This is a genomic window from Nonomuraea sp. NPDC049152, assembly GCF_040648355.1.
Taxonomy (GTDB): Bacteria; Actinomycetota; Actinomycetes; order Streptosporangiales; family Streptosporangiaceae; genus Nonomuraea.
On record NZ_JBEZDO010000015.1, the window covers coordinates 136,207 to 156,629 of the forward strand.

Here is a 20,423-nt window from a genome sequence, read left to right on the forward strand (position 1 = left end):
CGAAGACGCCGATAGCGTCGTCGGGTGTGCTGATCCGACTGCTGAAGGCGCACCTGCTCCCGCATCGTCGCGCGCTCGCCGCCCTGGCCGTCCTCCAGACCGCCCAGACCGTCGCCCTGCTCTACCTGCCCGCGCTCAACGCGGCCCTCATCGACGACGGGGTGTTCAAGGGCGATCTCGACCGCGTCTTCCGCCTCGGCGGCGTCATGCTCGCGGTCACGCTGGCCCAGGCGGCGGGCGCCGCGGTCGCGATCCGGCTGGCCACCCGTACGGCGACGGCCGTCGGCAGGGACGTCAGGGCCGAGGTGTTCGCCAAGGTGCAGGGCCTGTCCGGCGGGCAGCTGGCCAGGTTCGGGACCGCCTCGCTGATCACCCGCACGGTCCACGACGTCCAGCAGGTGCAGCAGTTCACGCTGTCGGCCTGCGTCGTGCTGGTCCCCGTGCCGATCATGTGCGTGGGCGCGGTCGCGCTGGCGCTCGGCCATGACGCGCCGCTCTCCGCGACGCTGTTGGTCATGACGCCGCTGCTGGGCGGCGCGCTGGCACTGGTCGTGCGCGGGCTGCGGCCGCTGTCGGTGGCCACGCAGCTGCGCGTGGACCACGCGAACAGGATCCTGCGCGAGCAGATCACCGGCATCCGCGTCATCAGGGCCTTCGTCAGGGAGGAGCACGAGCGGCGGCGCTTCGAGACGGCCAACCACGGTCTGGCGGATCTCGCGGTCAGGACGGGCCGGCTGCAGACCCTGCTGCTGCCGCTGTCGACGACCGTGGTGAACGTCTTCAGCGTCGCGGTCGTCTGGTTCGGCGCGACCAGGGTCGGCGCGGGCGAGCTGATCGCCTTCCTCGCCTACCTAACCCAGATCGTCACCGCCGTCACCTCCGGCACGGTCGTCCTGATGACCATGCCGCGTGCCGAGGTGTGCGCGGGGCGGATCAGGGAGGTGCTCGACACCGAGGAGGGGTTCGCGCCGCCTGCCGTACCCGTGCGGACGATGCCCGCGAGGGGGCGCGTGGAGGTGCGCGCGGCGAGCTTCACCCACCCCGGCTCGCTGACGCCCGCGCTGCGCGGGGTGGACCTGGTGGCTCTTCCCGGTGAGACCACCGCCGTGATCGGCCCCACGGGCAGCGGCAAGTCCACGCTCCTCGCCCTGGTGCCCAGGTTGCTGGACGCCACCGGCGGCCAGGTGCTGGTGGGGGGCGTGGACGTGCGCGAGCTCGACCCGGCGCTGCTGTCGGCGACCGTGGCGCTCGTCCCGCAGCGGCCGTTCCTCTTCTCCGGCACCGTCGCCTCCACCCTCAGGTACGGCACGCCGCAGGCCGCGGATGCCGAGCTGTGGCACGCGCTGGAGGTGGCACAGGCCCGCGACTTCGTCAGGAGCCTGGACCACCCGGTCACCCAGGGCGGCGCCAACCTGTCGGGAGGGCAGCGCCAGCGGCTGACGATCGCCGGAGCGGTGCTGCGCCGTCCCGAGATCTACCTGTTCGACGACTGCTTCTCCGCGCTCGACCGCGCCACGGAGGCGGCGCTGCTCGCGGCGCTCGCCGAGGAGACGCGCGGGGCGACCGTGGTGGTCGTCGCCCAGCGGGTCAGCGCGGTCATGGCGGCCGACCACGTGGTCGTCATGGACGCGGGGCGGGTGGCGGGCGCGGGCACGCACGACGAGCTGCTGCGAGACGGCGGTGTCTACAGGGAGATCGCGCTCTCCCAGGAGCCGGCGTGACCCGGCTGGTGCTGCGGCACCGGGCGCTGCTGGCGGGCACGTCCTGCTGCGGCCTGGTGAGCGTCGTGCTGGTCGTCGCCGGCCCGCTGCTGCTCGGCAGGGCCACCGACCTGGTCGTGGCGGGCGACCTCGACGAGCTGGCCCCCGCGCTCGGCGTGACGCTGGCCGTCTACGTCGTGTCGGGGGCGTTCTGGGCGGCCCAGGGGCGGCTCACGACCAGGCTCGTGCAGCGGACGGCGTTCACGCTGCGTGCCGACGTCGAGGCCAAGCTGGCGCGGCTCCCGCTGTCGTACGTCGAGGCGCGCGGGCGCGGCGAGCTGCTCAGCAGGGCGACCGGCGACGTGGAGGCGATCACGCTGGCCCTGCAGCAATCGGTCAGCCAGGTCGTCAACTCCACGCTCATCGTGGTCGGGACGCTGGCGATGATGGTGCGGATCTCGCCGCTGCTCGCGCTCGTCGCGGTGGTCACCGTACCGGTCTCGGCGGCGATCACCACGGCGGTCGGCAGGCGCGCGCGGCCCTTCTTCGACAGGCAGGGGCAGGCGATGGGCGAGCTGACCGCCCACGTGGAGGAGGCGTACACGGGCCACGACCTCGTGCGGCAGTTCGGCCGCGGCGCCGAGTCCTCGGCGGCCTTCCGCGAGCGCAACCAGGCACTGTTCGAGGCGGGCTCGCGGGCGCAGTTCGTCAGCGGCCTGATCCAGCCGTCGCTCGCGTTCGTCGCCAACCTCGGTTACGTCGTCGTCGCGGTGTTCGGCGGGCTGCAGGTGGCCTCCGGCGCGCTGACGATCGGCGAGGTGCAGGCGTTCGTGCAGTACGCCCGCTATTTCGCGGGCCCGCTGTCCAACCTCGCGAACCTGTCGGCGCTCGTGCAGGCGGGCATCGCCTCGGCCGAGCGCGTCTCCGAGCTGCTGGCCGCCGAGGAGGAGCCGCCCGAGCCCGCGCGCGGCACCCGTGACGCGCCGCGCGGCCACGTCGCCTTCCACCGGGTCGGCTTCCGGTACGTCCACGACACGCCGCTGCTGGAGGAGGTGTCCCTGGAGGTGGCGCCGGGGCAGACGGCCGCCATCGTCGGGCCGACGGGCGCGGGCAAGACCACGCTGGTCAACCTGCTGATGCGCTTCCACGAGGTCACCGAGGGCCGCATCACCGTCGACGGCGTCGACCTCGCCGACATTCCCCGCGCCGAGCTGCGCGCGAACATCGGCATGGTGTTGCAGGACACCTGGCTGTTCGGCGGCACCGTCGAGGAGAACATCGCCTATGGCGCGCCGCACGCGGACAGGGAGCAGGTCGAGCGGGCTGCCCGTCTGGCCTGCGTGGAGCGGTCGCTCGACACCGTGATCGACGAGGAGGGCGGAGGGCTCAGCGCGGGGGAGCGGCAGCTCATCGCGATCGCCAGGGCGTTCGTCGCCGACCCCGCCATCCTCGTGCTCGACGAGGCGACCAGCTCGCTCGACACCAGGACCGAGGCGCTGGTGCTCAGGGCGATGCGGCAGCTCAGGCGAGGCCGTACCTGCTTCGTGATCGCCCATCGCCTCTCGACGATCAGGGACGCCGACCTGACCGTCGTCATGGAGGCCGGACGGATCGTGGAGCGACGCCCGCGCGGCCCCATGCCCGACGACCGCCGCCGGCCATCGAAACGAGGTGGGTGATGCGTATGGGTCTGAGGTGAATGCGAAATTTGGCGTATTCGCTCGGAGGGGTATTGCGGAGCCCGCGAGGTATGCTCTTCCGCCTGCGTGTAAGTGCAGCCCCTCCGGCTTCTCGCCGTGAGCCGGCGCACGCGAACCGTAGTGAGATGCTGCGATGCATGGCAGTGGTGCCCGCTCCCCGACCCCTCCTGGGAGCCGTGCTTCTGTTGTTCGTCAGCGCCGCTTGGGGGTCGGCCTTTCCGCTGATGAAGAGTCTCATCGACGAGCCGTTGCACATGTCGGTGACAGACCTTCTCGCCGAGCGCTACACGATCGCGGCCATCGTGCTGTTCCTCATCAGGCCCACGTGCCTGCGTGGTCTGGCGAAGGGCACCTGGTCGCGGGGCGTCGTGCTGGGGATCATGTTCGGGGTCGGCCAGACCATGCAGGCCTTCGCGCTCGGCGACCTCTCGTCGGCGGTGTCGGGGTTCGCCGTCGGCTGCAACGTCGTGATGACGCCGGTGCTGGCGCTCGTTCTCTTTCGCGTCAAGGTGCCGAGGCGCATCTGGTACGGGGTGGCGCTCGCGCTCGTCGGGGTGACGATCTTCGCGCTGATGAAGGGCGACGGGGTCAAGTTCGCCCCGGTGGCGCTCGGCCTCACGCTGTGCGCGGCGGCGCTGTACGCGTGCCACACGCTGGTGCTCGCCAACTTCTCCAGGTCCAACTACAACGCCTACGCCATCACGGTCATCCAGCTGCTCACGATCGGGTTGCTCACCGGGGTGGTGGCGGTGCCGGACGGGCTCGACGCGCCGCCGGGGCCGTACGGCTGGCTCAAGCTCGGCCACCTGGCGATCGTCTCGTGCGCGCTCGGCTTCCTGGCCCGCTCTTTCGGCCAGCGCCACCTGCACGCGGTTCCCAGCGCGGTCCTGCTGGCGTCGCAACCGCTGTGGGTGGCCGTCATCGCGATGCTGTGGAACGAGCCGGTCGGGATGAGCGTGCTGGTGGGCGGGCCCTTCATGGCGGCGGCGATGCTGCTGGCCGTACCGTCGAAGGGCGAGCCCGTCGTGGTCGGCGATCCGCCCGCGCGCGTGCGGCAGGCGCCGGAGGCGGACGCGGGGCTGCTCAGGGCGGCCAAACAGGCGGCGGCGGCGCTCGCGTCGCTGCGCGCGCCCGAAAGCGTGTCCCCGCCCCGGCCTGTCACGGTCAATCTCGAACAGGTCAGGGACTGCTGGATCAGGGCGGCGGCGCGCGATCCCGACGCCGAGCCCCTGTGCTCGCTGGCGCGTCAGGGCGGTGGCCCCGGTATCGATCGGCTGATCGAGCACGCGACGGAGATTGTCAGAGCCAGGCAGGAGATGCCCGCCCTGGAGGGGTGCCTGACCTTCCCGCTCAGCGGACGCTGTTTGTGCGCATTGCGGCCCGCCCCTGTCTTGGAAGCTGAGTCCCAGGAGGCGCCAGATATTGGTGTTGTGCGGTGATCCAGACTGCTTCCGTATAGGTATTGAAGTTTGTCGACATCTCAACTACATGTGTCTTTACCGAGCAGGGGAGGACGCATGAAGAGGATCGTCGTACGGAAGCCGGGCACCGCCCGGTTGACCGGCACCGCCTCCGTCATCCACAAGGGGTGACCTGACGCGATGCGCCTCCCGTCCGGCACGGGGTCGACGCTGCTGATGCCGCCGATCGACGCGCACCGGCGACCCCACGGCCCCTACACCGTGGCTGCGGCGTTGCTGACCCGGCTGGTGCCTGGCGCATTGGAACGTTCCCCTGATCTCGTGTCGGCGCACGACATCGAGATCAGGGCAGCGGCCCCGGCGCTGCGCCCGCTGGTGCCCGCCAGGAGGGTCACGATCGACGCGGACCTGCCCGATGAGGAGCGCATCCTCGTGCCCGCGCCACGCCGTACGTTACGGCTGGCCAACGGGCTGTCCGAATTCGTCGCAGGGGCGGTGCCGCGGGGGAGCGCGCTGGTCGTCCACAACGCGGCGCAGGCCGACCCGACCGACGTCGAGTTGCTGGCGGTGATGGCGCGCCGGATCCCCTCCGCGCACCTGCGCATCGAGGTCCATGACGAAGGTCCTACCCCCGCCGACGACCGCAGGAGCACCGCCGAGCTGTGGGAGCTGGTCGACCACTGCGTCCGCGAGGGCTTTCTGCACGCGGTGGCCGAGCTCGGACAGCGTGGGATGGCCATGACGGAGCCGGGGGGCGGGGTCTGGTGGCGCTTCGCCCAGCGCTCGGCGACCGCCCTCGGCGGCCTCGGCCGTCACGAGGAGGCCAGGGAGATCTGGGAGAGGGTGCGCAGGAGCAGCCAGGATCCCGCCATGCACGCCGCCGCCGCTTACGGCACCGCGATGCTCGACGCCCGCCACCCCGACCCCGTGCGACGCGACCTCGGCAGGGCAAGGGGCTGGATCAACCAGGCCATCGCCATCTCCACCCTGGTTCCCGACCGCGCCTTCAAACTGGGCTTCGACCGCAACGGGCTGGCCCTGATCGAGCTGCGCGAAGGGCGGCTCGAGACCGCGCTGGAGCTGGTGGAGTCCGCGATCGAGCTGGCGGCGCGCGAGCTGCGGGACCGCCACCCCGTCCACCGGATGGTGCTGCTGTCCAACAGGGCGCAGCTCATGGCCGCGCTCGGCCACGTCAAGGAGGCGCTGGAGGACTACGCGGCGGCGATCGCGATCGACCCCGCCTTCCCCGACTACTACCTCGACCGCGGCAACCTGTGGTTCTCGCTCGGCCGCCACGCGGAGGCGCTGGCCGACTACGAGAGCGCGATCGCACTGAGCCCGCCGCTGCCCGAGGCGTACTACAACAGGGCGGAGTTGCGGGTCTCGCTCGCTGAGGACGAGGCGGCGCTGGCCGATTTCGGGTACGTCATGGAGCTGGATCCCGGCTGTCTCGACGCCTACATCAATCGCGCAGGGCTGCTGGCGGGGCTGGAGAGGGACGCGGAGGCGATGGCCGACGTTCGGGCGGGGCTCGCCATCGCGCCGGGCAACCCCCACCTGCTGACCGTGCTCGGCCAGCTCGAGACGGCGGGGGGACGGTACGAGGAGGCGGCACGGGCGCTCGACGCCGCCTTGGCCGCCGCGCCGGGGCTGGCGGCGGCGTGGGCGGGCAGGGGCGCGCTGCGTTACGAGCGCGGCGATCTGGAGGGCGCGGTCACCGACCTGACCAGGGCGATCGAGCTCGAACCCCACCCCGATCTATACGCGAACAGGGCTATTGCCCTGCGCGCGATGGGTATGGAGTGATCACGCGCTTGGCGGCGCGATCGCACACAATGGGGGCATGGTGCGGCTCTTGGGGCGGGTAGCGGCGATTTACGGGAGCCTGGGCGCGTTGTGGTGGGTGGCCATGCGCGCCACCAGGAGGGCCACGCACTGCAGCGACTGGCCGTGCCTCTACCCCACACTCAGCGCCTACCTGGTGGTGACGATCGTGGTGCTGGCGGCGGCGGTGCCGCTGCTGGCCCTCGTGGCCGTGACACCGGCCCGCCGCGTGGCCGTGACGGCGGCGGCGGTGCTGCTGGCGATCAGGTGCTTCGGCGAGGCCGTGCCGTCCTCGCGGTTCCAGGTGGTGGAGGTGCTGCGCGCGGGCCTGGCCTTCACGGCCGCGGGCGCGGTGGCCGCCTTCCTGTCGACGCCGGGCCTGGCCAGGCGATGGCGGGTGCTGGGCTGGCTCGCCGTCGTGGCGCTGCCCGTCACCGCTCTCACGCTGGTGTGGACGCGTTACGGGTTCTGAGGGAAGACCTGCACGTGGTCGGGGTCGACCCGGAAGAACACCTCCGCTCCGGGCGAGATCGAGGCGGCCGCGCGCGAGGGCAGGTCGGCGAAGACCGTCACCGGCCGACCGTGGACCTCGGCCCGCAGGTAGAGCCGCGTGGTGGCGCCGAGGAAGACGCTCACGTCGACGGTCGCCCTCGTGCCCTCGGCCGACAGCGACACGTCCTCGGGACGGAACATGCACAGCACCCGCGACGAAGGCGCGGGGACGTCGAACACCTTGCCGTTGACCGCGTCCAGCTCCAGCGCGTTCCTGTTGCCGACGAAGCCCGCGGCGAACCTGGTGGACGGGGCGCTGTAGATCTCGGCGGGCGGCGCGCACTGCTCGATCTCGCCGCGGTTCATCACCGCCACCCTGTCGGAGATGGCCAGCGCCTCGGCCTGGTCGTGGGTGACGAAGATCGTGGTGATCCCCACCTGGTGCTGGATGCGCCGCACCTCGTCGCGCAGCCGGTGCCGCACCTGCGCGTCCAGCGCCGAGAGCGGCTCGTCGAGCAGCAGCACCTCGGGGCGCGGCGAGAGCGCGCGGGCCAGCGCGACGCGCTGCTGCTGCCCTCCCGACAACTGGTTCGGCAGCCGTTCGTCCTGCTCGGTGAGACCGACCAGCTCCAGCATCTCCTCCACCCGCTCCTGGACGTGCTTCTCCTTCCGCACGGTCAGCGGGAAGGCGATGTTGCCGCGCACGGTGAGGTTGGGAAACAGGGCGTAGGACTGGAAGACCATGCCGATGGGGCGCTTGCGGGCGGGCACGCCCGTCATGTCCGTGCCGCCGATGCGCAACCGGCCGCCGTCGAACGTCGTCAGCCCCGCCACGCACCGCAGCAGCGTCGTCTTGCCACAGCCGGAGGGGCCGAGCAGGGCGAGCAACTCGCCCTGCTCGACGCTGACGTTCACCCCGTTCAGCGCGTTGTGTCCCGCATAGCGCTTGGTGATGCCTTCGAGGACGACGTGACTCAACGAAGGGTCCTTCCGATGGTGGTGACGCGGCCCCTGCCCAGCCGTACGACCAGGGCCGACAGGGCGAACAGGAAGCCGAAGGTGAAGACGGTGACGACCGCGAGGGCGTTGGGGTCGCTGAGCGTGCGCGAGACGAACTGGCGTGCCGACCACAGCGGCAGCGTCTCGAAGCTCACCCCGACCAGGATCTTGGCCAGCGCGAACTCGTTCATCGCGGTGGCCACGACCAGCAGCGAACCCGAGACCACCCCGCCCCTGATGGCGGGCATGATGACTCTGGCGAGCGTCTGCGCGGGGCTCGCGCCGCAGGTGGCCGCGGCCTCGCTCAGCCGTACGGCGCCGGCCGCCAGCAGCGCGCTCTCCACCGCCCAGTACATGAACGGGAAGGAGATCGCCGCCGTCGCGGCCGCCAGCAGCCAGAAGGTGTGGAACAGCTGCGGCGCGACGGATGCGGTGACGAGCTGGATGCCCGCGCCGAGCACCACCCACGGGATCGCGAACGGGATCACCGCGATCGTCTGGATGAGCGAGCCGATGCGCGGGTTGTGCACCACCGACCAGTACGCCGCGGGCACCACCAGCAGGATGTCGATGGCCACGACGACCGCCGCCAGCAGCAACGACCTGCCGAGCGCCCCCGCCACCTCAGGCTTGGTGAAGAGCTTGGCCCAGTGGCCGAGCGTGTAGCCGTCGGGCAGCGGGGTGTCGGTCCACCTGGTGGCCAGCGAGTAGAGCAGCGCGGCCAGCAGCGGGAGCGCGAAATAGGCGCCGAGCAGCGTCAGGAAGATCCTGCGGTTCACAGCCACCTCGCAGCGCGTCGCAGCGACAGCCGGTACAGGGCGGTGGCGCCGATGGCCAGCAGCATGAGCAGCACCGACAGCACGGCGGCCCGCTCGAAACCGAACACCGACGACTCCAGCGTGGTGCCGATCTGCAGCGTGATCAGCTTCTGCGAGCCAGGGGAGGAGGCCAGCGCGTAGGCGACGGCGTAGACGCCGATCGTCCACGTGAAGATCAGCAGCCAGCCCGCGATGACGAACGGCGCGAGCACGGGGATGCCGACGTAGCGCCAGAACTGCCACCTGGTGGCGCGGCAGACCTCGGCCGCCTCCTGCCAGTCGTCCTTGAGCACGCTCAGCGCGGGCAGGGTGAGCAGCACGAACATCGGGATGTTGAAGTACAGGTAGACCACGTTCATCCCGCTGAAGGAGCCCACGGAGGGGAAGGAGATCCCCAGGAGCAGCGTGAGCATCCCGGTCGCGCCGATCAGCGCCACGAAGCCGAACGCCAGCCCGATCCCGGCGAAGTTCGAGGCCACGTTCATGAGCGAGAGCCAGAACGCCCTGCCGCCCAGCCGCATCCTGGTGATCAGCCACGCGGCCGGCGCGCCGAGCGCGGTGGCCAGCGTCGCCTGGACCAGGCCGAGTGCCAGCGAGCCGCCGATGGCCTGAAGGTCCAGCGGGCTCTCGATGACCTTGACGATGTTGTCGAGGCCGTAGCCGCCACCGCGCAGCGCGAAGGTGTCGTGCACCAGGCGCAGCGCGGGCAGGACCAGCATCGCGAACGTGAACACCAGCAGCGGCAGCGCGGGGGCCCATCGCGGGAGAAAACTTCGGGTGGAGAACCTTCCCCCGACCCGAGCGGGGGAGGATTCCTCACCCGAGGGGGGCAAAGTTGCGACGGGGGCGGACGTTTCTTCTCCCACGATCACGCGAGAACCTTCGACTCCCAGTCGGCGACGATGCTTTCGGGATTCACCTTGGTGATCTCGATCTCCTTGACGGACGCGTAGGCGGACTCGGGCAGCCAGTTGGCCTTGGCGTCGGAGGGCAGTCGCAGGTCGCCGTTGAGCGCGCGGATCGGCCTCGCGCCGAACCTGGCGAACAGGGTCTGCGCCTCGTCGGAGAGCACGTAGTCGAGGAAGGCCTTGAGGAAGTCGCCCTTGCCGGCGTTGTACTTGTTGATCATGAGCCCGGAGGGCGACCAGACCGAGCCGTCGCTGGGGATGATGACCTCGACGTCGACGTTCTTCTCCTTCAGTGCCGCCTTCTGGGCCAGGCCGTTGAAGTCGTAGTTGATCTGGATCGGGGCCTCGCCCTTCTCCAGCGTCTCCTCGCTCATCTTGACCGCGCTGATGTTGCCGGCGTCGGTGAGCTTCTTGAAGTAGTCGTAGGCGGGGGCCAGGTCGTCCACCGAGCCACCGTTGGCGACGGCGGCGGCCACGACCATCGCCTGTCCTGTGCCCGACGAGGTCGGGTTCTTGATGGCGATCTGGCCCTTGTACTCGGGCTTGAGCAGGTCGGCCCAGCTCTTGGGCGGGTTGATCACCTTGTCGGTGTTGACGACGAAGGCGGGCGCGCCGACGAACGTCGCCACCCAGCCGCCCTTGCCCTTCTGCCAGTCCTTGAGCTTGCTCGCCGAGGGCGGCAGGTACGCGGGCACGACGCCCTTGGCCTCGGCGATCGGGCCCCACATCAGGCCGATGTCGCTGGCCGTGCCGACCGGGTTGTCCTTCTCCGCGTCGAACTTGACGATCTCCTCGGAGGAGGACATGTCGGTGTCCTTGTGCGCGCAGGTGCCGTTGTGCTTGGCGCAGAAGGACTTGACCACCTCGCCGTAGTTGGCCCAGTCGGGGGCCAGGCCGTAGGTGGGCAACTCCTTGCCCTGCTCGGCGATCTTGCCGGTGTCCGGTGCGGACTTCCAGTCGTAGTCGCCCGAGCCGGACCCGCACGCGGTCAGCGCCAGCACGGACGCCACCGCCACCACTCCTGGACGGAGATTAGTCATAGTTTTACCCTTCTCAGCCGTTTTCGCACCGAATGATGGCCTTTGTCGGGTATCTCGGCGACGGCCCCCGGGTGAATTCGGGGTGAACTCCTACAAGGCCGGGCTTTTCTCGAATGTCTAGTGCAGTGGTTCGGGAAGGCCAATGCGCATTTGTCTATCGGCGCTATAGGGGGAGTCGTATAACGCCAGCCTATGAGGAGCATCGGTCTTATCCCACTTGTCCGAATCGTGGTGGGACGTGAGGCTTTGCCGTACGAGAAGCAGACTGGAAAGGAACCCGATGGGGAGTCGATACCTGCTCAACCACATCGGAGGCGAATGGCGTGCCCCCGAGAGCGGGCAGACCCGGCCGAACCTCAACCCCGGCGACCTCTCCGACCACCTCGGGGACTTCGCCGAGTCAGGCGGGGCGGACGTCGAGCTGGCGGTCGAGGCCGCCACCGCGGCGATGCCCGCGTGGAAGGCGCTCGGCCCGATCAAGCGCGCCGAGTACCTGCGCGCCACCGAACGCCTCCTGGAGGACAGGGCAGAGGACTTCGCCCAGGCGATCACCCGCGAGCAGGGCAAGCTGCTGAAGGAGGCGCGCGGCGAGGTCAGGCGCGCCCTGGCCATCCTCGACTTCACCGCGGGGGAGGGCCGCAGGCTCAAGGGCGAGACGCTGCCCGCGGAGGAGCCGCGCACGTTCTCCTACACCTTCCGCGCTCCGATCGGCGTGGTCGGGCTGATCACGCCGTGGAACTTCCCGCTGGCCATCCCGATGTGGAAGGTCGCGCCCGCGCTGCTCGCGGGGTGCGCGGCGGTTTTCAAACCGTCGCCGCTCACGCCGCTGACGGCCGCCCTGCTCACCGAGGTCTTCGCCGACGCGGGCGTGCCGGCGGGCGTGCTGAACCTCGTCCAGGGCGACATCGCGGCCGGCGAGGCGCTCGTCGCGCACGAGGGCGTGGCCGGCATCAGCTTCACCGGCTCGCTGCCCGTGGGCCTGGCCATCCACCAGGCAGGCGCGCCACGCCTGCTGCGCACCCAGCTGGAGCTCGGCGGCAAGAACGCGGTGCTCGTGCTGAAGGACGCCGACCTGGACAAGGCGGTCAAGGCCACGGTCTTCGGCGCGTTCGGCCAGTCGGGGCAGCGCTGCAGCGCCACCTCCAGGGTCGTCGTGGACGTCGCGGTGAAGGAGGAGTTCCTCGAGCGGCTCGTCGAGCAGGTCGGCGCGCTGCGCGTCGGCTCCGGCGCCGACGATGAGGCCTCCATCGGCCCCGTCGTCAACGAGGCCCGTATGCGGGCCTGCCTGGAGGCGATCAAGACCGCCCAGGAGTCGGGCGCCAAGGTGGCCATCGGCGGCGGACACGCTCCGGGCAACGGCTGGTTCGTCCAGCCGACCGTGCTGCGCGACGTGCCGTGGAACAGCGAGATCGCCCAGGAGGAGATCTTCGGCCCGGTGCTCTCGGTGATCGACTGCGACGGCTTCGACGACGCGATGCGCATCTCCAACTCGGTCAGGTACGGCATGAGCGGCACGATCTTCACCCAGGATCCCGCCACCATCTTCGAGGCGCTCGAGCGCTTCGAGGCGGGCATGCTGCACGTGAACAGGCCTGGCGTGGGCGCCTACGCGCACCTGCCGCACATGGGCGCCAAACTGTCGCAGTTCGGGCCGCCCGAGTGCTCGCCGCAGGTCTGGGACTTCTACACCGAGTGGCGGTCGGCGTGCATAAGCTACTGACCGCCTCCGAGGCGGTCGGGCGGCTCGTCGCCCACGGCTCCGTCGTCGGCATGGGCGGGCAGAACATCAACCGCTGCCCGATGGCCCTGGTCCACGAGGTCATCAGGCAGGGCGTCGGCGGCCTGACCGTCGTCGGCTGCAACCTGTCGCTCCCGCTGGACATGCTGGTCGCCGCGGGGCTCGTGGTGCGGACCGAGCAGGGCACCGGCAACCTGGAGCGGTACGGCACGCTGTTCGCCTGGCGGCGGGCGGTCGAACGCGGCCAGGTGACGGTGGGCGACCACTCGCACCTGGCCATGGCCAGCAGGTTCGCCGCGGCGGCGCTCGGCCTGCCGTACCTGCCGACCAGGAGCCTGCTCGGCACCGACCTGCTGGCCGACATGGTCGCCTCGGGGGTCGCCGTCGAGTCGGTGGACCCGTTCGGCGGCCGGCCACTGGTGCTGGTCAGGGCGATGGCGCCGGATGTGGCGCTCATCCACGCCAACAGGGCCGACACCCTGGGAAACACCGTGATCGAGGGCGTGACCTCGCACGAGGTGGACATGGTGCGCGCCGCCAAGGTGACGATCGTCTCCGCCGAGGAGGTGCTGCCCGCCGGAGCCTTCGCCGACCGCCCCGAGCAGGTGACGATCCCCGAGGCGTACGTCACCGCGGTCGTCGAGCAGCCCTTCGGGGCCTTCCCCACCTCGGTCTACCGCGCCTACGACTTCGCCGAGTCGGAGATCAAGGAGTACCAGGCGGTCGGCCGCACGGGCGACGAGGAACTGCGCGCGTGGATCTCGGACAACCTCGGCGCGTCCTTCGAGGACTACCTCGCCACCAGAGACGCAGGCGGAACCCTCCGCGGGGCGCTCTCCGACCGGATGAGGAGCCTCGTGTGACCGCGCTGCCCAGAGAACTGCTCGTCGTCGAGGGCGCGCGGCAGATCCGCGACGGCGACCTCGTGATCGTCGGCACGGGACTGCCGCTGCTGGCCGCCACGCTCGCGCAGAAGACCCACGCCCCCGGAGCCAAGCTGGTGATCGAGTCGGGCGTGATGTTCCCCAAGGTCGTGCCCACCCCCGTCTCGGTCGTCGACCCCAGGCTCATGCACGGGGCCTCACGCCACGGCTCGCTGTTCGAGGCGCTCGGCGGGCTCGTGCAGCGGGGGCTCGTGCGCACCGGCTTCCTCGGCGGCGCCGAGGTCGACCAGTACGCCAACATCAACTCCACCACCGTCGCCGGCAAGCGCCTGCCGGGCAGCGGCGGCGCGAACGACATCGCCAGCCACTGCTCGCAGGTCGTCATCCTCACCGACCACGAGCGGCGGCGCTTTCCCGCCCGCTGCGGCTACGTCACCAGTCCCGGCTTCCTCGGCGGGCCCGGCGAGCGGGCCAAGGCCGGGCTCGGGCCGCTGCGCGTGAAGGTCGTCACCGACCTGTGCGTCATGGAGGCCGAGGACTCCGCTCTCACCGTCACCGCGCTCATGCCGGGCGCCACGGCGGGAGCCGTACTGGAGAACACGGGTTTCACGCCCGCGTTCGCCGACTCGCTGGACACCGTCCTGCCGCCGGACCCCGAGGAGCTTCGCCTGCTGCGCGAGGAGATCGACCCGGCGTGCGTGTACTTTCCCGAAAGGATCGCCCGATGAAGCAGCCGTTCGCATGGGAGACGGCCATTGCGTGGAAGAACAAGGACCGCATCGTCATCCGCGGCTACGACGTCAACGAGCTGACGGGGAACATCTCCTTCGGCGAGCACTTCCACCTGGTGCTCAGGGGCGAGCTGCCCACGCCAGAGGTGGGCAGGATGACCGAGGCGATCATGGTGAACATGGCCGAGCACGCCATGTCGCCCTCCTCCGCCACGGTCAGGTTCGCGACGTCGGGCGGCGCCGAGCTCAACGCGGCCGTCGCCGCGGGTGTCGCCGGCATCGGCCGCCTGCACGGCACCGCCGACCGTCCGGCCGAGATGTTCCTCGGCGTGGCGGCGAGGGCGGAGCAGGACGGGCTGAGCGACCAGGAGGCCGCCGCCAAGATCGTGGCCGAGATGCGCGAGCGGCGCGAGCGGATGCCCGGCTTCCACCACGCCCAGCACATCCGCGACCCGCGCACCGTGAGGCTCATGGAGCTGTCGGACTCCCTGGGCGTCACCGGCAGGTACGTCGGGATCGCCCGCGCGATGGAGGACGCCACCGAGGACGTCTTCGGCCGGCGCGTCTGGATCAACGGCCCTGGCGCGATGGGGTGCATCGGCCTCGACATGGGCTACGAGCCGCTCCAGCTCAAGGCGCTGTTCATCGTGTGCAGGTCGCTGTCGCTCTGCGCGCACTCCATCGAGGAGGTGACCCGCGAGAAGGGCTGGCGCGCCTCGTCCAACTCGCCGATGGTCCAGCCGCTCGACCTGTCGATGCAGGGCCCCGACCACTACGACGGGCCCGCGGACCGGACCCTCTCCCGCTGACGTGTGGCGCCCGCGACGAGCGGGCGCCGCCCACGCGTCACCGGCCGTTGTAGCATCGGCCGATGAGCACGAGCTTCGCCGCGGCCCTCCGCGACCTGCGCCCAGGCGCCAGCGCACAGGCCGCCGCGATCACCAGGGGAGTGAGCGGGCCCGCCGCGACAGTGCCGTCGCGCACCATCACGCTCACCCACGGTCTCGAAAGGCTCCGCTGCGCCTCACTGCTCAAGCCCCTGTACTGCTGGGCCGCCGCCGCGCACGTCACCGACCAGGGCTTCTGGCGCGACCACGCCGAGCCCGCCGTCGTCACCTCCTCCAACAGCGACACGAGGGCGCTGTGGCTGGCCGTCGGCCCCGCGGTGATCCTCGCGGAGATCCAGCGGCGCACGGGCGCGGCCTGGAGCCAGGGCAACGGCGACCCTTCCCGCTTCGGCTCGGTCGAGGTCGCCGCGGTCGAGGTCGCCACCGCCTACACCGCCCTCGCGCAGGCCGCCCTCGCCGGCGACCCCGTGGCCTCCGACGTGCTGTCCTGGATGCGCGAGGTGCCGGAGGAGCAGGCGTTCGGCGTGCGCGAGGCGCTGGCCGTACCCGACGCCGCCGTCAAGTGCGGCTGGTACGGCGGAGCCGACGAGAGCTGGCTGCGCACCCACGCCGTCGCCGTCATCCCGCGCGGCGGCACCGGCGTGACGGTGGTCGTCGGGCTGACCGCGCAGCTCTACACCCACGAGCTCGAACGCGAGATCTACCACGCCCGGGTGGCCGAAGGGCTGCCGGTGGAGGCGGAGCACGAGCGCGCCTGCGGGCCGCTGCTCCGCGGCCTGATGTCAACCGCACACAACGAGGTGATCGCTTGACTTCCACACACGGCTCCGAGCGGCGCGACCTGCCGCTGCGACCGCTTCCCGCCCGATCCCTGCCCGCTCGTACCCTGCCCGCCCGCGCCCTGCCGCCCCGCGACAGCCCGCTGCCCGTCACGGCTGCCCGTGCGCTGCCCGTGCGCTCCCTGCCGCTGAGGGACCTCACGCGATGAGGCTGACCGTGCTCGGCGGGTGCGGCGCGTGGCCCGCCGCGGGCGCGGCGTGCAGCGGCTACCTCGTCGAGCACGACGGTTTCAGGGTGCTCATCGACCCCGGCTACGCCACGCTGCCCCTGCTGCTCGCGACGGCCAGGGCCGAGGAGATCGACGCGGTGCTCGTCAGCCACGGGCATCCCGACCACTGCGCCGACCTGAACCCGCTGCTGCGGGCGCGCTCGCTCGGCGGCCATTCACCACCGCCGCTGCCCGTGCACGCGCCGCCCGGGGCGCTCGACGCCGTCCTGGCCCTCGACCGGCGGGGCATGCTGGAGTACGTCACGCACGAGCTGACGCCGCGCGTGCCGTACGAGCTGGGGCCGTTCACCGTCGAGGCCTGGTCGCTGCCGCACCACGTGCCGAACGCGGGGCTGCGACTCGAAGCGGGAGACAAGGTGCTCGCCTACACAGGCGACACCGGACCCACCCCCGACCTGGTCGAGCTGGCCAGGGACGCCGACATCCTCCTCGCCGAGGCCACCTATCCCGAGGTGGTGCCCGAGGAGGACGCGCCCTACCTGTCGACGGCCGAGCAGGCGGGGGCGAACGCCGCCAAGGCGGGCGTCGGCCACCTGGTACTCACGCACCTGTGGCCCGGCACGCCCGCCGAGCCCGCGCTCGAGGCGGCGAGCAGGGGGTTCACGGGGCAGATCACCGTGGCGGTGCCAGGAGTGATCTGAGCCGGGCGCGCGGCACGCCTCCACGGGCCCGGCTGTGCGGTTTGCGGTTCTCGTGCGGTTGCGACCTGGCGCTGGATCAGGCCAGATCGTCGAATTCGCCGTCCTTCATGCCGAGTCTGAATGCTTCCCACTCAGTCTCGGTGAAGAACAGCCGGGGTCCATCGGGGTCCTTGGAGTCGCGCAGGACGAAGAGCCTGTCCTGCTCCGGCTTGTGCGCGACGGCGTCCCCGGGCGTGTCGAGGACGGCTACTTCGACGCAATCCCCGCCATTGCCACCGCTACGACGGGCCTTGCGCCATGTGAGGTCGTTCATATGCTCTCCTCCACTTTCGACAGCAAATTTAGACTTGCGTGAACCGGTAAGGCGAGTGACCTGATCACGTCATATCTGCGGGCGATGGACTCGACATCGGCAGGACGATCCGTGACGTACCCCTCTCCCGCGGATTCGAGGTAGACCAGATCGGGCTCTCCGGAAACCTTCGCGATGACGAAAGCGCCGGTCAGCCCCGGCACCGCCTGGGCGTCCACCGGGACGACCTGCACGGTGACGTTCGGCAGCTCGGCGGACTCCAGCAGCGCGCGCACCTGCCCGCGCATCGTCGCCGCCGAACCGACGGTCCTGCGGACCACCCACTCGTCCAGCACCACCCAGTACATCGGCGGATCGCGCCGGCGCAGGACGGCCTGCCTGGTCATGCGCGCCGACACCGCCTCCTCCGCCTGCTCCGCCGTCGCGGCGGGCTCCCTGCGGAAGACCTCCCGCGCGTAGTCCTCGGTCTGCAGCAGCCCGGGGATCAGCAGCGGCTGCCACGTCTGCAGCGTGCGCGCCGTCTGCTCGATCTCCAGCCACGGGCGGAACCAGGCGGGGTAGGCCGCCTGCCGTACCAGGGGCCACAGCCTCAGCAGCGACCCGCCGGTGTCGAGCACCAGGTCGGCCCGCTCGGCGAAGTCACGGGACGGCGTTCGCCTGGCCAGCTCGATCGCGCAGACCAGGGACAGCGAATAGCTCAACCGCTCGGCCAGCTGCTCCTGAGAAAGGCCCGCGCGGGTGCGGAACTCCCTCAGCTCCGAGCCGAAGAACGCCAGCGGGCTGGAGCTCGGGTCGAGCTCGCGTGCAGCAGGCATCGGGGGCTCCGGTTCTACAGAGGTTCTACAAAAGCGGTCGGGGTTCGCACACTCCAGGTGTGCGACCCGAATCCATACCTAGAGTAGTCACTTGAATGCACGCTGGGGTCACGACAGGGGAATCTCACCGATCTAGGGACGTGTGGTACTTATGGGTGCCGTTTACACCCAACGGGTGGAAGAAGAACAGATCCAGCAGCTGGGATGGGTACAGGACCGGCTCGCCGAGTCGGGCAGACGCGCCCTCCTGGTCAGACATCTGAGACTGACGCTACTCCAGAACCGGTACGACCCGCCCGAACACGGCGGCCCCATCCTCATCGCAGGATCGATGAAGATCAGCGTGGACGGCGGCTTCCACGTCGAACACGACGACGGGCGCACGGCGGACTTCCTCGGCGCCGACGAGGTGGCCGCGTACGTCGCTAGCTCAGTCTCCTGATCACCTCGGGCAACTCCGGCGGGTCGAGACGGCCCGGCAGCGAGCCCAGCTCCTCGGCGCCGAACCAGCCATAGCCGAGAAGCGCCTCGCTCTCCTCCTCCGTGAGCTCGCCCGGCTTCACCCCGGGGCACGCCTCGTCGAAGCGGGCAACGAAGAACGGCTCGACCTTCACATAGCGAACACCCAGCCACGTGAAGTCGCGATCCACCGCGACCCACCTGTCCTGAACGGCCTCACCCGGCAGGCCCGTCTCCTCGGTCAGCTCACGCCTGGCCGCTTCGAGCGGCCTCTCGCCAGGATCGAGCCCGCCTCCAGGAGGCTCCCAGATGGCCTCGTCGCTGACCTTGTCGAACCAGTTCATCAGCAGGACCCTGCCGTCGCGATCGAGGCACACCACTCTCGCCGCCGGCCGATCACTGCTCACAGCATTCCCTCCCTGTCCACACCCATGCGGTAGGCGCCCATCGGCTTCTCCTGTGGTGAGCTGGCTTCTCGTTACGGCAGGCACCCGATAGGCCACCGCGGTCACCGGTGACCACCCGTCGATCACGCTACTCCAGCAGGACTTCGCACCCCTCCCCGACGTGCTCCCTGCTCCAGGGCCAAGCTCGCGGGTCGTCGTCTGTCGTGCCGGTCGTCCGCATGCCGGACCCGATCAGGCTCGGTCGCGGATCGTCGCCTGTCGAGCGGTTCGCCTGCGTGCCGTACCCGATCAAGGGGTCAGGGCTCCGACAGCACCAGGGCGAGCAGGCCGGGAAAGCGGGCGTCGAATTCCTCGCGCCGCAGCCTGTTGAACCGCCTGGCGCCCTCGTCGCGCTGCTCCAGCAGGCCGACGTTGCGCAGCACCGTGAAGTGGTGGCTCAGCGTCGACTTGGCGACCGGCAGCTCCTTGAACGTGCCGCACGGCAGCGCCCAGTCGGGCGCCCCAGCCAACTCGCGCACGATGCACCGCCTGATCGGGTCGGACAGCGCGTCGAGCGCCGCCTGAAGGGACGCTTCCATGGGGGAGCCGTGGGTCAACCCGCGCGCCCTGTTCGACGTCTGTCGAACACTCGTGTAATGTTCCATCTCGATCGAACAGCCTACCCGAGAGGCCACGACAGTGATGGACAACGGTCGGATCGGCGTGTGGTATCCCCTGTTCGGCAGGGCTCCGGCAGGCGTCGTTCGCCAGGCGGCCGCCGAGCTCGAGGAGCTCGGCTACTCCACGCTCTGGATCAATGAGGGCTCCAACAGCAGAGAGCCGTTCGCGGGTGCCGCCCTCTTGCTCGCCGCCACCAGACAGATCGCGGTCGGCACCGGCGTCGCCAACATCTGGGCCCGTGACGCCACCGCGATGGCAGCGGGGCGGGCGACGCTCGGCGAGGCCTACCCAGGCAGGTTCCTGCTGGGCATCGGCGTCAGCCACGGCGGTCTGGTCACGGGACGAGGTCATGACTACGGCAAGCCGCTCACGGCGATGCGCGCCTACCTCGACGGCATGGACGAGGCGGCCACGGCCATGGTCGAAGGCGGCGACGCCCCCAGGCTGCTGGCGGCGCTCCGGCCCAGGATGCTCGAGCTGGCACGCGACAGGGCCGAAGGCGCGCACACCTACTTCGTCCCTCCCGAGCACACCGCGCGCGCCCGCGAGATCCTCGGCAGGGACCGACTGCTGGTGCCTGAGCTCGCCGTCGTTCTGCAACCAGACCCAGCGAAGGCTCGCCAGGTGGCACGCGAGCACATGGCGTACTACCTGACCCTGCCCAACTACGTGAACAACCTGCGCGACCTCGGCTACACCGACTCCGACTTCGCCGACGGCGGCAGCGACCGGCTGGCGGACGCGATCGTGGCATGGGGCGACGAGCAGGCCGTTGCCAAACGCGTCCGAGCCCACCTCGACGCCGGGGCGGACCATGTCGCCCTGCAACCTCTGACGGCGGGCGGCTACGACATGGCGGACGGGATGACGCAGCTCGCCCGCCTCTCGGACACTTTGGACCTCTGACCCGCCTCCCCGCCCGCCCTCCCCCATGCCCATCGGGCTCTTGCCGGATG

General features: G+C 70.6%; 22 protein-coding genes. 14 read left to right on the plus strand and 8 right to left on the minus strand.

All coding sequences use genetic code 11. The annotated features are described in order from the left end of the window. The first annotated feature begins 26 nt into the window (after positions 1-26). The 5 genes from AB0B45_RS26560 to AB0B45_RS26580 all read left to right on the plus strand — a co-directional run bounded on the left by AB0B45_RS26560 (position 27) and on the right by AB0B45_RS26580 (position 7,117). Positions 27-1,721, plus strand: a complete 1,695-nt coding sequence (locus AB0B45_RS26560) for an ABC transporter ATP-binding protein (RefSeq protein ID WP_358135498.1) — start codon at positions 27-29, stop codon at positions 1,719-1,721. Then, positions 1,718-3,379: an ABC transporter ATP-binding protein gene (locus AB0B45_RS26565; RefSeq protein ID WP_358135500.1), complete on the plus strand. Its 1,662-nt coding sequence runs from the start codon at positions 1,718-1,720 to the stop codon at positions 3,377-3,379. The genes AB0B45_RS26560 and AB0B45_RS26565 overlap by 4 nt, the downstream gene beginning before the upstream one ends. A gap of 158 nt (positions 3,380-3,537) precedes the next feature. Further along, positions 3,538-4,839, plus strand: coding sequence for a DMT family transporter (locus AB0B45_RS26570; protein WP_358135502.1), 1,302 nt, complete (start codon positions 3,538-3,540; stop codon positions 4,837-4,839). 162 nt (positions 4,840-5,001) lie between these two features. Then, entirely contained in the window at positions 5,002-6,627 is a 1,626-nt protein-coding gene (locus AB0B45_RS26575; protein ID WP_358135504.1) for a tetratricopeptide repeat protein, read from the plus strand. Between the two features lie 37 nt (positions 6,628-6,664). Further along, the gene (locus tag AB0B45_RS26580; RefSeq protein ID WP_358135507.1) at positions 6,665-7,117 is read left to right on the plus strand and encodes a hypothetical protein; all 453 of its coding nucleotides are present in this window, start codon (positions 6,665-6,667) and stop codon (positions 7,115-7,117) included. Here the strand turns inward: AB0B45_RS26580 and AB0B45_RS26585 are convergent. From AB0B45_RS26585 to AB0B45_RS26600, 4 genes are read right to left on the minus strand one after another with little or no spacing between them, the layout of a single operon-like run. Continuing rightward, on the minus strand, positions 7,105-8,115 hold the full coding sequence (locus AB0B45_RS26585; protein WP_358135509.1) for an ABC transporter ATP-binding protein: 1,011 nt from the start codon (positions 8,113-8,115) through the stop codon (positions 7,105-7,107). The genes AB0B45_RS26580 and AB0B45_RS26585 overlap by 13 nt on opposite strands. Next, a complete protein-coding gene (locus AB0B45_RS26590) occupies positions 8,112-8,915 on the minus strand; it encodes an ABC transporter permease subunit (RefSeq protein ID WP_358135511.1) in 804 nt (267 codons plus the stop codon). Before AB0B45_RS26590 ends, AB0B45_RS26585 begins: the two co-directional genes overlap by 4 nt. After that, positions 8,912-9,826, minus strand: a complete 915-nt coding sequence (locus tag AB0B45_RS26595; protein ID WP_358135514.1) for an ABC transporter permease subunit — start codon at positions 9,824-9,826, stop codon at positions 8,912-8,914. The genes AB0B45_RS26590 and AB0B45_RS26595 overlap by 4 nt, the downstream gene beginning before the upstream one ends. Next, entirely contained in the window at positions 9,823-10,902 is a 1,080-nt protein-coding gene (locus tag AB0B45_RS26600; protein WP_358135517.1) for an extracellular solute-binding protein, read from the minus strand. Before AB0B45_RS26600 ends, AB0B45_RS26595 begins: the two co-directional genes overlap by 4 nt. Positions 10,903-11,182: 280 nt before the next feature. On the opposite strand from AB0B45_RS26600, the gene AB0B45_RS26605 reads away from it, so the two are divergent. From AB0B45_RS26605 to AB0B45_RS26635, 7 genes are all read left to right on the plus strand, one after another. Then, positions 11,183-12,622 (plus strand): aldehyde dehydrogenase family protein, encoded by a 1,440-nt coding sequence (locus AB0B45_RS26605; protein WP_358135519.1) that lies wholly within the window; start codon positions 11,183-11,185, stop codon positions 12,620-12,622. Continuing rightward, the gene (locus AB0B45_RS26610) at positions 12,607-13,503 is read left to right on the plus strand and encodes a CoA-transferase (RefSeq protein ID WP_358135522.1); all 897 of its coding nucleotides are present in this window, start codon (positions 12,607-12,609) and stop codon (positions 13,501-13,503) included. The genes AB0B45_RS26605 and AB0B45_RS26610 overlap by 16 nt, the downstream gene beginning before the upstream one ends. Then, positions 13,500-14,252, plus strand: coding sequence for a CoA-transferase (locus tag AB0B45_RS26615; RefSeq protein ID WP_358135525.1), 753 nt, complete (start codon positions 13,500-13,502; stop codon positions 14,250-14,252). The genes AB0B45_RS26610 and AB0B45_RS26615 overlap by 4 nt, the downstream gene beginning before the upstream one ends. Next, positions 14,249-15,064: a citrate/2-methylcitrate synthase gene (locus tag AB0B45_RS26620; protein WP_358135528.1), complete on the plus strand. Its 816-nt coding sequence runs from the start codon at positions 14,249-14,251 to the stop codon at positions 15,062-15,064. The genes AB0B45_RS26615 and AB0B45_RS26620 overlap by 4 nt, the downstream gene beginning before the upstream one ends. A 62-nt stretch (positions 15,065-15,126) precedes the next feature. Beyond that, complete coding sequence (locus AB0B45_RS26625) at positions 15,127-15,915, plus strand: hypothetical protein (RefSeq protein WP_358135531.1); 789 nt, start codon at positions 15,127-15,129, stop codon at positions 15,913-15,915. Continuing rightward, positions 15,912-16,091, plus strand: a complete 180-nt coding sequence (locus AB0B45_RS26630; RefSeq protein WP_358135534.1) for a hypothetical protein — start codon at positions 15,912-15,914, stop codon at positions 16,089-16,091. Before AB0B45_RS26625 ends, AB0B45_RS26630 begins: the two co-directional genes overlap by 4 nt. Then, positions 16,088-16,813 carry an MBL fold metallo-hydrolase gene (locus AB0B45_RS26635; protein ID WP_358135537.1) on the plus strand — a complete coding sequence of 242 codons (726 nt, stop codon included), beginning with the start codon at positions 16,088-16,090 and terminating at the stop codon, positions 16,811-16,813. Before AB0B45_RS26630 ends, AB0B45_RS26635 begins: the two co-directional genes overlap by 4 nt. A gap of 76 nt (positions 16,814-16,889) precedes the next feature. On the opposite strand, the gene AB0B45_RS26640 is transcribed toward AB0B45_RS26635, so the two are convergent. Further along, positions 16,890-17,126 (minus strand): DUF397 domain-containing protein, encoded by a 237-nt coding sequence (locus tag AB0B45_RS26640; protein ID WP_358135540.1) that lies wholly within the window; start codon positions 17,124-17,126, stop codon positions 16,890-16,892. Then, entirely contained in the window at positions 17,123-17,941 is an 819-nt protein-coding gene (locus tag AB0B45_RS26645; RefSeq protein WP_358135543.1) for a helix-turn-helix transcriptional regulator, read from the minus strand. The genes AB0B45_RS26640 and AB0B45_RS26645 overlap by 4 nt, the downstream gene beginning before the upstream one ends. A 175-nt stretch (positions 17,942-18,116) precedes the next feature. On the opposite strand from AB0B45_RS26645, the gene AB0B45_RS26650 reads away from it, so the two are divergent. Further along, the gene (locus tag AB0B45_RS26650) at positions 18,117-18,383 is read left to right on the plus strand and encodes a hypothetical protein (RefSeq protein WP_358135544.1); all 267 of its coding nucleotides are present in this window, start codon (positions 18,117-18,119) and stop codon (positions 18,381-18,383) included. On the opposite strand, the gene AB0B45_RS26655 is transcribed toward AB0B45_RS26650, so the two are convergent. After that, entirely contained in the window at positions 18,367-18,807 is a 441-nt protein-coding gene (locus tag AB0B45_RS26655; protein WP_358135545.1) for an NUDIX domain-containing protein, read from the minus strand. The two genes, AB0B45_RS26650 and AB0B45_RS26655, sit on opposite strands and share 17 nt — an antisense overlap. A 296-nt stretch (positions 18,808-19,103) precedes the next feature. Beyond that, on the minus strand, positions 19,104-19,385 hold the full coding sequence (locus AB0B45_RS26660) for a helix-turn-helix domain-containing protein (protein WP_358135548.1): 282 nt from the start codon (positions 19,383-19,385) through the stop codon (positions 19,104-19,106). A gap of 103 nt (positions 19,386-19,488) precedes the next feature. Here AB0B45_RS26660 and AB0B45_RS26665 point away from each other — a divergent pair, with 103 nt between their 5' ends. Further along, on the plus strand, positions 19,489-20,373 hold the full coding sequence (locus AB0B45_RS26665) for an LLM class F420-dependent oxidoreductase (RefSeq protein WP_358135550.1): 885 nt from the start codon (positions 19,489-19,491) through the stop codon (positions 20,371-20,373). The last annotated feature ends 50 nt before the right edge of the window (positions 20,374-20,423 follow it).